Raw genomic sequence first — 12730 nt, 5'->3', positions numbered from 1 at the left:
GATCTTACCGAAACAATTGCATGATTCGTGCCGATGGGGGTATATTTCACAATACCCCACCGGGATCATTTTCTCAACATGCGTTGCGGTATGGCAGCCCCTGCCTTTGGGACAAAAGGCTAAAAAAGGCCTATGCTTTGATGCGTCCGTCAAGGGCGACGACCACCACTTCCACGGGAACATCCACGCCTGCGAGCTCCATCCCCTTCTTGACGATGGTGGGGAGCCCCGAACAGCAGGGAACTTCCATGATAAGCACGGTGACGCTCTTGATGCCGGCAACGGAAAAAATGTCCCGGAACTTTTCGATGTAGCTCTGGGCGTCGTCGAACTTGGGGCAGCCCAGCATCACCTTGCGACCCTTGAGATAGGTGGTGTGAAGGTCAGGGTACGAGACGGGCACGCAGTCGGCGGTCACCAGGATGTCCGCCCCTTTGAGGAAGGGCGCCGTGGGGGGAATGAGACGAATCTGTACCGGCCAGTGAGACAATGCCGAGACACCGGACACCTGATCCTTGGGCACATTGGCCTTCTGGCAGGCCGAGGGGCCCGAAAAGTCCATGAGGGCCGCAGACGGGCAGCCGCCGGGTCGGGGCGCGGGCTGGGCAGCCCCTTTGTCCGCGGTCTCTTTTGCGGCCAGGTGGGCATGCACCGCCTCCTCGTCAAAGGCATCGGCCTCGCGGGTGACAATGTGCAGGGCGTCTTCGGGGCACTCCCCGATGCAGGCCCCCAGGCCGTCGCAGAGCAGGTCCTTGATCACCTTGGCCTTGCCGTCGATGATCTCAATGGCCCCTTCGGCACAGGCGGGAACACAGAGCCCGCATCCGGTGCATTTTTCTTCGTCGATTTCGATGATGTTTCGCATGATTTTCATGGTCATTCCCCTTTGTATCGTTACGCCGCTGCCGGCGATGTTATCTTAAGCGTGGTGGTTCTTACGGTCGCACAAGGACCCTGCGGGCCTCGTCCACGGCCCCGGCCGTCTTCAGACGGCGGGCCAGTCCCTCTTCAAAGGCAGCCTCGTCCAGGGGGGATCCCCCGCACCGGTCCTCTTCATCGGCGATGCGGCGGGCATCCTCAAGGATCATCCGGTTCGCATCCGCCTTGTGGTCAGGGGCATCCCCTTCCAAAAGGGCTGTCACCTCGGTGATAAGCCCCTCCGGTGCGGTGATGGCCCCGAGCACCTCCCGGGCCTCTTCCCGGGAGAGTGCTACCAGGTAAGCCCCGCAGAGCAAGACCGCAAGATCGGCCCCGGCCTCGCGGGTCGCGATCTGCTCGGCATGGGCGGCGAGTCGCGCGGCCCTGCCGATCCTGGCAAAATCCTTTCCACACCGTTTTTTCACTTCAACGGCCACCCGGTCTTTGATCAGGTTCCGTTTTTCCGCCAGCAGCTCCGGGGGTAACGAGCCCAGGCAGGCATCGGCGAACTGGCAATAGGAGGCGCAGCCAAAGTCGAGCTTCGGGTTGGCCAGCCGCTTGCCGCACCCCTTGCAGGTGCGCATGGTGTCGTCCTTGAAGAACTCCACCGTGGTCCCGCACTCGGGGCAGTCGGCCTCAAAGATGGCACCGTATCCCCAGTACTGGGTATCCTGACCCGGACATTTCATGGCACACCCCCTTTGATTCGGGCGGTTTCCCGCCCGGCGGTCATCTCAAACAAGGCGCCCCGCCCCCTCATCCGGTGCGGGGCGCCTTGGGTCCTGAAGGTGATCGCGTGGTGCGATCACCTGGTTTTGCCTATCCCAAAGCAGCCTTCAGGTCATCCTCAACGGTGCCCGTGGGGGCGATGTTGAAGTTCTCCACCAGTACGTTGAGCACATTGGGGGAGATAAAGGCCGGCAGGGAGGGCCCCAGTTTGATGTCCTTGATCCCCAGGTGAAGCAGGGAGAGCAGGATGACGCAGGCCTTCTGCTCGTACCAGGAGAGGATAAAGGAGAGGGGCAGATCGTTGACCCCGCAGTCAAAGGCCTCGGCCAGGGCCATGGCGATGCGCACGGCTGAGTAGGCGTCGTTGCACTGGCCCACGTCCAGGAGCCTGGGGATGCCGCCGATGTCACCGAGTTTCTTGTCAAAGAAGCGGAACTTGCCGCAGGCCAGGGTCAGCACCACACAGTCCTGGGGGATCTGCTCCACCATCTCGGTGTAGTAGTTTCGGCCCGGTTTGGCGCCGTCACAGCCGCCCACCAGGAAGAAGTGACGGATAGCCCCGCCCTTCACCGCGTCGATGATCTTGTCGGCCACGCCGAGGACGGCGTTTCTGGCAAACCCGACCATGACGGTGTCCTTGTCGGTGTCCGCCGGGAACCCTTCGCTGGCCAGGGCCTTTTCAATCACCGGGGTAAAGTCCTTGCTGTCGCCGATGTGGGACACGCCGGGCCATCCCACCAGTCCGGTGGTGAAGATGCGATCGTTGTAAGTCTCCTTGGGCTTCTGGATGCAGTTGGTGGTCATGAGGATGGCGCCGGGGAAGGCGTCGAACTCCTTGGCCTGGTTCTGCCATGCCGTGCCGTAGTGACCGTAGAAGTGATCGTATTTCTTGAGCTCCGGGTACCCGTGGCAGGGAAGCATCTCGCCGTGGGTGTAGATGTTGATGCCCTTGCCTTCGGTCTGCTTGAGCAGGATCTCCAGGTCCTTGAGGTCGTGGCCGGAGACGAGGATCGCCTTGCCCGCCTTGGCGCCCAGGGGCACCTCCGTGGGGACGGGATGGCCGTAGGTACCGGTGTTGCCCGCGTCCAGCAGCTCCATGGCGCGGATGTTCACCTCACCGCACTTGAGGCAGAGCCCCACCAGATCGTTGACCCCCAGGGTGCTGTCCAGGGTGGCTGCCAGGGCTTCGTAGACAAAGGCGAAGACCGCGGGATCCTTCTGGCCGAGGATGGCCGCGTGGTCTGCGTAAGCGGCAAGGCCCTTGATGCCGTACACGAGGAGCTCCCTCAAAGAGCGGATGTCTTCATCCAGGGTCGGGTCCGCATTGATCCCTACGCCTTCGCCCAGGGCCACCAGCTCGGCCTGGCTCTTGCCGGCACAGGTGCAGGAAGCGCCTTCGAGGCTGAGGCCGGTCTTCTCCTTCAGTACCTTGGTGTATGCCTCGCACTCGGCGATGAGCTCCACAAAGCGGGCCGGGTCAAAGTCCACGTTGGTGAGGGTGGAAAAGACGGCCTCACAGGTGAAAAGGTCCATCTTCTCATCCCGGTGGCCCATCTCGGCGGCCTTCACCGCGTATAGGGAGAGGCCTTTAAGGGCATGGATCAAAAGGTCTTGCAGGGCTGCAACCTCAGGCTGTTTTCCGCAGACGCCAATCTTGGTACACCCGGTTCCCTTAGCCGTTTGCTCACACTGAAAACAAAACATGGTGGTCTCCTCGCTCATTTTTTTATGGTTGTTGTCTCTATCGGACCCGAGTCATGCCCGCCGGCATTTTTTCCTTCACCAGGCGTCTGGGTCATTGTTGGTTCGTGTATGCCGAGAAAGCCGCTTTGTCGGCAAAGGGGCTTTCTCCGTCGTGATCCCAACCTACCCCACTGCCCGTCCCCGTACCTTGACTTAGGTCAAGGAGCGTGCAAAAACAGAAAAAATCGTGGTCACTGTTTAAATCAGGTCCGACAACACGTGGGCCCTTCACCGCACAAGAGATGTATGCCCATGTCCCGATCCATCCCAGCCATCCTCGCCTCGGTTCCCCTGTTCAGCGGACTGGAGCCCCACGACCTGGACCTCCTGGCCGGCCTGGCCATTCAGAAGCAGTACCGGAAAGGCGAACTCATCTTCTCCGACGGAGACCCCGGAGACGGGTTCTACATCGTGGCCGACGGCCAGGTGAAGGTGTTCAAGGCCTCGGCCGAGGGCAAGGAGCAGATCCTCCACGTCTTCGGTCCGGGGGAGCCCATCGGGGAAGTGGCCGTCTTTGCAGGCATCCCGTTTCCGGCCTCTGCGGCCACCCTGGCCAAGACCACCCTGCTCTTCTTCCCCAGGGAGGCCTTCATCCGCCTCATCGCCAAGGAACCGGCCCTGGCCATGAAGCTCCTGGCTGTCTTGTCCATGCGCCTCAAGCAGTTCACCGTCCAGGTGGAAAACCTCTCCCTCAAGGAGGTGCCGGGACGCATCGCCTCCCACCTGCTCTTCCTTGCCGGAGAACAGAACAACCGGGAGAAAGTGACCCTCACCATCTCCAAAGGCCAGCTGGCAAGCCTTCTGGGCACCATCCCCGAGACCCTCTCCCGAATCCAGGCCAAGATGGCCTCCGAGGGACTCATCCGGGTTTCCGGACGCGAGATCACTATCCTGGACGTGGAGCGCCTGGAGGACCTGGCGGAAAACGGCAAGCTGTAGCCAGGGGCCGCGGTCTCTTTCTTTCCAGGGCGATGCCCGGGCCGAACGTCTCCTCCCTTGACGTTTCTTACGCACGATCCGTGCCACACAGAAAGGGCGGCCCCGCATGCGGAACCGCCCTTATGTCTCCGACGTTCCCCACTATCAGAGGGGCCCGGTGCTCATCACAGGGCTCAACGGTTCGATCTTGTTGGCCTTCATACGAAAATCATACAGGTCCTCCATGTCCTTGTAGACCTGGAAGATCTGGAAAAACCCGTGCCAGTGAGCATAGTCCGGCCCGCCCATGGCCGCGCCGTGGCGCGCCCTTCTGCCTGTGTGGTGCCAGAGGTAGTACATCAGCTCCTGGAACCCGTCTTTCCAGGGATCGTCCTTCAGGAGTCCCTTGGCCTGGAGCCCCTCTTTCATGGCCACGGCCTTGTCCCAGTAGAAGTTGTACAGCTCCACCGTGCTGTCCAGGGTGTCCCGCTGGGCCTTGATATGGCTGGTCCCGTGGCAGTTGGCGCACACCTTCTTCATCATCTCCTCGCCTTTTTTGCCGTCCCCCCGGACCCCGCTCCTGAGCTCGCTGCGCGCATGAACCAGGTCCCACTTGAGCCGCTCGTTCACGTTGTGGGAGGTGGCCAACTCGCCGATACCGCTCATGTGGCAGGTGGCGCAGGTGGGGGCGGTATAGTCCCCGGGCTCCCAGGTATCCGGGGCGCTGTCCCACTCCCATTCATCCCCGTGGGCCAGGAACATCTGCCCGTGCTTGCTCTCGATATAGATCTCGATGTTGGGGTGGTCCGGGCCCAGGTGGCAACTGGCACACGCCTCGGGTTTCCGCGCCTCGGAAATGGAGAAACGGTGGCGGGTGTGGCAGACCGTGCAGTTGCCGATGCTGCCGTCCGGGTACCGGGTACCGACACCTCCGGGCCAGGTCTCCTTGATGGGCTTGTTGTCGGGTCCCACCTCCACCTGGGTGCCGTGGCACATCTGGCAGCCGCTGGACCGTGCGGCCCGGTTGGAAAAAGAGCCCAGGGGGTTGCCGATGAACTCGGCCCCTTCGTAATGGTACATGAGCTTCAGGAACTTCTCGTTTTCCACCACCGGTGCCGAGGCAAGCTCCGCGTGGCCGCTCTTAAGAAACTGCTCCACCTCCACGGGGTGGCAGCGGCTGCAGGTCCCGGAGGAGACCATGGGGGAAATAAAGGTGTCCGTCCCTTTGAGCCCCTCGCACTGGGAGGCCATGGGCGAGCGCTTGGTCACGGTGTGGCAGTCGTAACACGAGACCCCGGCATGGGCCATCTTGCTGAGCTTCCAGCCCTCCACCACCCCGGGGGTCTTGGCCGCATGGCATTCGATGCATGCCAGGGCCTCCTGGCTGTAGCCCCGGACAATCTTGAATTCCTTGGTCGCCAGGTCCGGATACCCGGTCTCCGCAGCCCCGTGGGCAACCATCCCCGTTAGAAAAGCAAAACCCCACAACAAAACCCGTCTGCCTGAATTCAACATGAACACCTCCTCACATTACTTTGGGTTTGCATCAACACGCGTGTCGTATGAACATTGCGGAGCCGTCCCCAGGGACAATGGCCTTGTGGAGACTGCCCTCTGATTGGCACAGAAAGCCCCCAACGGAGCCGAAAAGCCCATAAGGGAACCATAAAAAAAGGCAACCGTTTCCGGTTGCCTTACATGGCCTTGCCTTTGGAGAAATATCGTTCCACCATATCCAGCATGTCCCGATGGCCAACATGGGGGTGGCACTTGGAGCATGTCATATCCGTCTCGCCGCGCAGCTTGGCCCGATGGGCGATAAAGCCACCCCGCCTCATCCCCGGAGGTGTCAGGTCCATGTGGCAGGCCCTGCAGGCGCTGTCAAACGTAAATTCCTGGCGGTTGGCCTCAGCTTTTCCTGCCCAGTCGTAGGTGTAGGGATCAATGGACAGGTGGTTATAGATATGACCTGCACCGGTTTTGGCCTTGATCACAAGGTACTGGATGTAGTTGTCGTGGGGCAGGTGACAGTCCACGCACTGGGCCACCACACCCCGCGGGTTGCTACCGCCGTGGACAGAGGCACGCCAGGAATCCCGGAAGGGATGCATGTAATGACACCGGACACAGAAGGTGTCGGTGTTGGTGGACTCGATCATAAATCCTGAGGCAAGCACCAGAAGCACCGTCGCCATAATGCCGAAGCCTGCTCCCCACCCCAGGATTTTTAAAGGGGTCTTTCCCGTGAGCCACGCGGGTCGGGTCATACCGTGCCTCCTTCATGCATGTCACCGGAAACGCCGTCGCCCGTGATTCAGGCGACACGGCCGGTCTCGTCGTGGATTCAAAAAAACGGCGGACGCATCAAGAACACCGGGAGGCAACGCCGCATAAAATAACGTCACCACCGGCACAAGCAGAAAAACCGGCACCGATTGCAGGGAGTAACACGCCGGAGGGGAGTGGCAGACTATCTCAGGAGGAGGAAGAAGGGGCGTTGGCAGCCGGTTGAGGCATGATTGATAATCATTCTGGAAATTTATCCTTTTTACAGCTTTTTTTCAAGGAGAAGTTATCCTGTCACGATCCGGATTGCTGTCACCCCGGGCTGCCCTGCCGGGGGACAAAGCCCTTGAAACGTCCGACAAACAAATGTGGTGGCGGCGCAGCCCGAATCGATGGCCTTGCGCTCTTACCCGACGTGAACCATAGGAGGCACTCCTGAATCATTGCTTTATGGGTCTTCAACCGTGACAAACCGAAAAAAAAACACCTGCCCCCTTTCACGTGCAATGGAAAGGAAGCAGGTGCCTTGAAATCCGGATATCCGGGGAGTCACCCTCAACGGGCCGACAGCCCCCCGGGAGCCGTCACTTACTTGCCGTTGGCAAGAAGACGGCCGGAAAGAAGCTTGATGTGCTTCATCTCTTCTTTGATGATGTCGTCGATGCGGGCTTTGCCGCGGTTTCCGGCGACCATGTCCTTCATGCCGAGGTAAAAGACGATGGAGTCTTTTTCCGCGGTGATGGCGCCTTTGAGGATGCCCTCCATGGAGGAGAGGTCCATGGCCTTGTCATAGAACACGCGGGTGTCGGCAAGGGCCTTGAGGTACTGGGCCGCTTCCCCTTCGGGATCAAAGGTTACCTCGGCCTTGTCGTCGGCGCTCAGCTCTTTTCGCAGGCCGGCAAAGGTCACTTCGTGGTCGTCTTCCATGGCGGCCAGCTCAACGAGGAAATCCTTATCATCTGCGTTGGTTACCGCCTCGGCTGCATCGCGGTAGTATTTGGCTCCGTTGCGTTCAATCTGCTCTGCCATCTCGAAAATTTCGTCTGCATTAAAACCCAGGCCCATCTCTCTTCTCCTTAAAGAATGGTAAATGATCACGTGTCGAAAGCGAAGAAACGATTCGCTTCCAAACCGATTAGACGTCTGCTGCATCTCCGGCTTTGTCTGATGACATCGAGTTCCCCGCGACGCTGACAATCTCAGGCCGCCAGGCCCCGGAGCCGGATTTTCTTGTGCTTCACTTCAAGGGACAATTGTTTCAAGATTCGTGCCACCCAATGGGTACGGCGCAGCGGCACGAACCGTCCCGGAAAAAAACGGGGCATCCAAAGCCCCTAATATTCCGTCAGTTAGCCGCCTCTGTTTCAGACACATATATAATTCCTAACCCGAACAAGTCAAGTCAGTGCGCTATTTTTCGCTTTCCGGCGTTACCAAGCAGGGCACCAAAAGCGACGACCTGCCCTGTCCATGAACCATCGCCCCTGTTCCATCCATTAGAAAAATGAGACATTCCAACCGGCCGCCGGTCCCGAGAAGGACGCCTTCCCCCCTGCCCCGCCAAGGGCTCCCCGACAGCGTTCTTCTTTAACCCATCCGAAATGTTTAGAAAAAGGACGTATCGCATATGCGACCCGGCCTGTCTCAAAAACGATTCGAGACAGTAGCGTCTCCGGCCCAGCCGGGGTCGCATCACCCCATCCCTTCGAGATTGCAGCAAAAAAAAGCATTTTCCCTTTGCACCCCATGGTATTAAGCCGTATGATTCCCCTGTTGGACAGACGGACCGACCGCTATTCGTTTTTTATCCCAATCCGCGCACCCAACGGTGTGGTTGCTTTTGACCGACCCCAGTTACCGGCGACCGAGCCCCTGCCTGCGCTCATTTTTGGCACATGTTTTGCTTTTCTTTCTGGCACTCGGTTCGCCGACCCGTTTCGTCCCTGTTTGAATGCAGAGGCCCGCGCCTTTGACACCGCCGGGCCCACCCACAATGAACGATGGTTTAAGAGCCACTTTCACTTAAGGAGGCACCCATGAACACCACCCAACATTGTCCCGGGCACGAGCCCTTTAAAAGCATTCAACCCATTGAAGTAACCTGCAAAAAATGCGGGACCGTCAATGAGGTCTTCTCGGACGAGGTGGAGAAGACCCACACGTGCCGTTCCTGCAAAGAGGTCCTGGATGTGAAAAACACCACAGGTTAACGCGCACGAGGACTAACCGACCCGCGACGGCTTCGCATGGCCCCCTTTGGCAAGGCACGCGAAGCCGTCTGTGCGGAGGCGACGTATACACCACTAACTTTAATTATAAAGATTTACCTTGACCTGGACCCGGCTGTAAGGAGGAATTCATGGATGTCGTAATGCTCTCCCGTCTGCAGTTTGCCGCTGCGACCATGTTCCATTTTCTTTTTGTCCCATTGACCCTGGGGCTCTCCGTTCTGGTGGCCATCATGGAGACCCGCTACGCGAAAACAGGGGATGAGACCTGGCTTCGCATGACCAAATTTTTTGGAAAACTCTTTCTCATCAACGTGGCACTGGGGGTGGTCACCGGCATAACTCTGGAGTTCCAGTTCGGCACCAACTGGTCCCGCTACTCCGAATACGTAGGGGACGTCTTCGGCTCCCTCCTCGCCATTGAGGCCACCGCCGCCTTTTTCCTGGAGTCCACCTTCATCGGCATCTGGATCTTCGGCTGGAAAAAGCTTTCGGCCAAAGCCCACGCCACGGTGATGTGGCTGGTGGCCCTGGCCGGCTCCCTCTCCTCGGTGTGGATCCTCATCGCCAACGCCTGGATGCAGAACCCCGTGGGCTACACCATCCGCAACGGCCGCGCTGAACTCACCGACTTCATGGCGGTCATCACCCAGAAGTATGCCTTGCTGGAAATCTCTCACACCCTGTCGGCCGCTTACATGTACAGCGCCTTCGTTGTCATGGGCATCAGCGCCTGGCACCTTCTTAAAAAGCAGAACGTGGAGCTCTTCACACGAGCTTTCCGCCTCGGCCTGATCTTCGGGGTTGTCTCCGCTATCGTGGTGGCCGTCTCCGGCGACATGCACGGGGTCAACGTCACCAACACCCAGCCCGCCAAACTGGCTGCCATGGAATCCCACTGGGAAACCACCACCCGGGCTCCCTCCTTTATCCTGGCCATTCCCGATGAAAAGAACGAACGGAACCTCATTGAGTTCGGGCGCATCCCCGGCCTCCTGAGCTTCCTGGGCAAGCATGACTTCAACGCCGAAATCATCGGCCTCAAGGACATCCCCAAAGACGAACGGCCCCCGGTGCTCATCACCTCCCTGGCCTTCCGCACCATGGTGGGCAGCGCCACCCTGCTGATTTTTCTCACGGTGTGGGCCTTTGTCAAACGCAACAAACTCCTTGAGAGTCGCAGGCTCCTCACAGCCATGGTCCTTGCCATTCCCCTGCCGCTGCTCACCATCGAAGCCGGATGGGTCCTTACCGAGGTGGGGCGGCAGCCCTGGATCGTTTACGGCCTCATGAAGACCTCCCAGGCAGCATCGCCGGTGGCCTCGTCCCAGGTCCTGGCGAGCCTCATCGGGTTTATCGTGGTGTACGGCCTCCTGGGCTTCGTGGGCTTCTGGCTCATGATCAAGCACGCCAAAACCGGCCCGGCACCCGCACAGGAAACCGCCGCTTAAGCTGAAAACGCAGCACACATCTTCAGAATTGAATTAGGGAGGATATATTCATGGTTTTGCAGTCAACGTGGTTTTTTCTCTGGGGGCTCCTCTGGGCCATCTTTTTTATCACCGACGGGTTTGACTTCGGGGTTGGCACTCTCTACCCCTTCCTCGGCAAAAGCGAAACGGACAAGCGCACCATGGTGGCCGCCATCGGGCCCCTGTGGGACGGCAACGAGGTGTGGCTCCTCACCGCAGGGGGCGTTACCTTCGCCGCCTTCCCCACGGTGTACGCTGTTATGTTCTCGGCCCTGTACACGCCCCTGATGCTCATCCTGTTTGCCCTGATCATCCGCGGCGTCTCCTTTGAGTTCCGGGACCAGATCGTCAGCCCGGTCTGGACAAGGGTCTGGGACACCACCATCTTCATCGGCAGCTTTGTACCCGCCCTCCTCTTCGGAGTGGCCTTTGCCAACATTTTCCAAGGGATCCCCTTCAACGGAGAGGGTGTCTACGAAGGCAACCTCTTAACCCTGTTGAACCCCTACGGCCTGGCCGGTGGCGTTCTCTTCGTGCTCCTCTTCACCCTCCACGGGGCCCTGTGGCTCTGCATCCGCACCGAAGGGGACCTCCAGGCACGCACCATCCGCACGGCACGGATCCTCTGGCCCATCCTCCTGGTGGCCGCCGTCACCTTCCTGGGCGCCAGCTGGTTTGCAACGGACCTCTACGGCAACTACCTTGCCCAGCCCGCGCTCTTTGTCATCATCGCCATCACCGTGGCGGCCCTTGCGGCCATCCGGTTCTTCATCGCCAAAGAGGCCTGGTTCAAGGCGTGGTTTGCCTCCTGCACCACCATTTTCGGCGCCACCTTCTACGGCATCGTCGGCCTCTTTCCCAGCCTCTTTCCCTCCAGCCTGGACGAGGCCTTCAGCCTGACGGCCTTCAACGCCTCATCCAGCCCCCTGACCCTGAAGATCATGCTCACCGTGGTGCTCATCTTTATCCCCCTGGTCATTGCCTACCAGGTTTGGGCCTACAGCGTCTTCAGCCACAAGGTCACCGAGGAGGATTTTTACGCCCACTAAGGCCGAAACACATTCCGCTGACCCAAAGGCCATAATAAAAAAGCCCTGCACGCGTGCAGGGCTTTTTTTGCAGGGCTGCGCATTTAGATATTTGCCTCCGGCGGCCCTGCCGGGGGCCAAACGTTTAAAAAGTTGGACAAACAGGTCTTAAGTCATCAGGTCGAGTCTTCGCCGGAGTTATTCCGGTTGAAGTCAAGCGAATCCCAAAAGGTCTGCATTGTGTTTTTAGAAGAATGAAATGGGCCTCTTCTGCAAAGGCGGTTGCCAGATGTCACACATCACGCGAATGCCCCGGTAACGCAGGTAGAATGGCTGCCTTCATGCATTCGCCATAGGGTTTCAAGGTGCCCCCACCTTGCCGCCGGAGGCACGCTTTTTTTGGTTGCAGTTGCCCTTCTCTGTGCTATGAGCCGTAGGTGCCGTCAACTGCCCCGGCACCACAGGTGCTGCCAACCCCGAGCCAGCTGAACCAGGAGAGACCATGGACGCCTTGCAGAACCGATTCACCGCCATCCGCAACGCCCTTGAGGCCACCATCTGCACGGTACAGGGGGTGGAGGTCATCGAAAAAGCCCTCATGACCCTGGCCGGCAACCCCGAGGTCCTGCGCCTCGCCCCGGAAGCCGAAACCTGGCGCAACCACCTTGCCGAAGCCCGGGTCGACGGAGACACCGAAGAGCAGGAGTATGCCCTGCTGGAGCTCTACCGCACCCTCCACACCGCAGGAGCCGGATACACCGAAGAGGAAAAAAAGCAGCTGGATGAGCAAAAGGGCCTCCATGGCCTCTCCGGGGGTCTCCTGCCCCTGCTCATGACAAAGGAGCTTGTCTCCCCGGACACATGCATGGCCGACCTCGGCGCCGGAAACGGCCTCCAGGGTCTCCTCCTCCAGTGCCTTTGTCCACACCGCCACACCCTGCAGGTGGAACTCTCCAAAGGGCACCTGAGCGCCGGGCGCCTCTTCCAACGGATCCTGGGCATTGCCGACCACCGCGTCTCCTGGCGCCACGGGGACCTCTTTGCCACCGATCTTTCCGGCGTCACCCTCCTTTACCTCTACCGCCCGGTAAGGCCTTCGGAGACGACCCTTCCCCTCTACCGAAAACTGGCAGCCACAATAGGTGCCATGGACCGCCCCATCCACCTTGTGAGCGTGGCCGATTGCCTCACCCCTCACCTGGATCCCCCGGTGTCTCCCCTTTACGACGACGGCTTTGTTACCATCACGGCCGTTGAGCCGCGGGCATCCCTAACGAAATGAATCAATTGTTGATTTTTTCATTTGAACGGCGTTTAATAGACCAAATGCAATTCATCCCATTCCTCAGCCGCCAGGGCCACACACCGCCACCGGAGCCTCCCCCCCGCCCATGACATGCCGTGCACA

General features: G+C 59.6%; 11 protein-coding genes. 5 read left to right on the top strand and 6 right to left on the bottom strand.

The window, feature by feature from the left end; all coding sequences use genetic code 11:
• Positions 1 to 130: 130 nt before the first annotated feature.
• From ACOYW2_RS01030 to hcp, 3 genes are all read right to left on the bottom strand, one after another.
• Positions 131 to 874: an ATP-binding protein gene (locus ACOYW2_RS01030; protein WP_180137038.1), complete on the bottom strand. Its 744-nt coding sequence runs from the start codon at positions 872 to 874 to the stop codon at positions 131 to 133.
• Positions 875 to 935: 61 nt separating this feature from the next.
• Entirely contained in the window at positions 936 to 1607 is a 672-nt protein-coding gene (locus ACOYW2_RS01025) for an HD domain-containing protein (protein WP_482769074.1), read from the bottom strand.
• A gap of 130 nt (positions 1608 to 1737) precedes the next feature.
• Entirely contained in the window at positions 1738 to 3351 is a 1614-nt protein-coding gene (hcp, locus tag ACOYW2_RS01020) for a hydroxylamine reductase (RefSeq protein WP_482421338.1), read from the bottom strand.
• Positions 3352 to 3642: 291 nt separating this feature from the next.
• Here hcp and ACOYW2_RS01015 point away from each other — a divergent pair, with 291 nt between their 5' ends.
• The gene (locus ACOYW2_RS01015) at positions 3643 to 4329 is read left to right on the top strand and encodes a Crp/Fnr family transcriptional regulator (protein WP_482414846.1); all 687 of its coding nucleotides are present in this window, start codon (positions 3643 to 3645) and stop codon (positions 4327 to 4329) included.
• Positions 4330 to 4473: 144 nt separating this feature from the next.
• Here ACOYW2_RS01015 and ACOYW2_RS01010 read toward each other — a convergent pair whose 3' ends face one another.
• The 3 genes from ACOYW2_RS01010 to ACOYW2_RS01000 all read right to left on the bottom strand — a co-directional run bounded on the left by ACOYW2_RS01010 (position 4474) and on the right by ACOYW2_RS01000 (position 7659).
• Positions 4474 to 5823, bottom strand: a complete 1350-nt coding sequence (locus ACOYW2_RS01010; protein WP_482414845.1) for a multiheme c-type cytochrome — start codon at positions 5821 to 5823, stop codon at positions 4474 to 4476.
• Between the two features lie 179 nt (positions 5824 to 6002).
• On the bottom strand, positions 6003 to 6575 hold the full coding sequence (locus ACOYW2_RS01005) for a cytochrome c3 family protein (protein WP_482414844.1): 573 nt from the start codon (positions 6573 to 6575) through the stop codon (positions 6003 to 6005).
• Between the two features lie 607 nt (positions 6576 to 7182).
• Positions 7183 to 7659 carry a ferritin-like domain-containing protein gene (locus ACOYW2_RS01000; RefSeq protein ID WP_482769073.1) on the bottom strand — a complete coding sequence of 159 codons (477 nt, stop codon included), beginning with the start codon at positions 7657 to 7659 and terminating at the stop codon, positions 7183 to 7185.
• A 971-nt stretch (positions 7660 to 8630) separates the two neighbouring features.
• On the opposite strand from ACOYW2_RS01000, the gene ACOYW2_RS00995 reads away from it, so the two are divergent.
• From ACOYW2_RS00995 to ACOYW2_RS00980, 4 genes are all read left to right on the top strand, one after another.
• Positions 8631 to 8804 (top strand): hypothetical protein, encoded by a 174-nt coding sequence (locus ACOYW2_RS00995; protein WP_482769072.1) that lies wholly within the window; start codon positions 8631 to 8633, stop codon positions 8802 to 8804.
• A 149-nt stretch (positions 8805 to 8953) separates the two neighbouring features.
• Positions 8954 to 10273, top strand: coding sequence for a cytochrome ubiquinol oxidase subunit I (locus tag ACOYW2_RS00990; RefSeq protein ID WP_482769071.1), 1320 nt, complete (start codon positions 8954 to 8956; stop codon positions 10271 to 10273).
• A 50-nt stretch (positions 10274 to 10323) separates the two neighbouring features.
• Positions 10324 to 11343 (top strand): cytochrome d ubiquinol oxidase subunit II, encoded by a 1020-nt coding sequence (gene cydB / locus ACOYW2_RS00985; protein ID WP_482414840.1) that lies wholly within the window; start codon positions 10324 to 10326, stop codon positions 11341 to 11343.
• A gap of 481 nt (positions 11344 to 11824) precedes the next feature.
• A complete protein-coding gene (locus tag ACOYW2_RS00980) occupies positions 11825 to 12604 on the top strand; it encodes a hypothetical protein (protein WP_482769070.1) in 780 nt (259 codons plus the stop codon).
• The last annotated feature ends 126 nt before the right edge of the window (positions 12605 to 12730 follow it).

The sequence above is a fragment of the Desulfoluna sp. CLI2B genome, assembly GCF_056847375.1.
The sequence above is the reverse complement of the archived record's forward strand: the minus strand, read 5'-3'. Positions and strand labels throughout refer to the sequence as shown.

Coding starts and splice junctions, on each gene's coding strand:
- ACOYW2_RS01030 (WP_180137038.1), bottom strand. CDS start 874: ATGAAAATCATGCGAAACATCATCGAAATCGACGAAGAAAAATGCACC.
- ACOYW2_RS01025 (WP_482769074.1), bottom strand. CDS start 1,607: ATGAAATGTCCGGGTCAGGATACCCAGTACTGGGGATACGGTGCCATC.
- hcp (WP_482421338.1), bottom strand. CDS start 3,351: ATGTTTTGTTTTCAGTGTGAGCAAACGGCTAAGGGAACCGGGTGTACC.
- ACOYW2_RS01015 (WP_482414846.1), top strand. CDS start 3,643: ATGTCCCGATCCATCCCAGCCATCCTCGCCTCGGTTCCCCTGTTCAGC.
- ACOYW2_RS01010 (WP_482414845.1), bottom strand. CDS start 5,823: ATGTTGAATTCAGGCAGACGGGTTTTGTTGTGGGGTTTTGCTTTTCTA.
- ACOYW2_RS01005 (WP_482414844.1), bottom strand. CDS start 6,575: ATGACCCGACCCGCGTGGCTCACGGGAAAGACCCCTTTAAAAATCCTG.
- ACOYW2_RS01000 (WP_482769073.1), bottom strand. CDS start 7,659: ATGGGCCTGGGTTTTAATGCAGACGAAATTTTCGAGATGGCAGAGCAG.
- ACOYW2_RS00995 (WP_482769072.1), top strand. CDS start 8,631: ATGAACACCACCCAACATTGTCCCGGGCACGAGCCCTTTAAAAGCATT.
- ACOYW2_RS00990 (WP_482769071.1), top strand. CDS start 8,954: ATGGATGTCGTAATGCTCTCCCGTCTGCAGTTTGCCGCTGCGACCATG.
- cydB (WP_482414840.1), top strand. CDS start 10,324: ATGGTTTTGCAGTCAACGTGGTTTTTTCTCTGGGGGCTCCTCTGGGCC.
- ACOYW2_RS00980 (WP_482769070.1), top strand. CDS start 11,825: ATGGACGCCTTGCAGAACCGATTCACCGCCATCCGCAACGCCCTTGAG.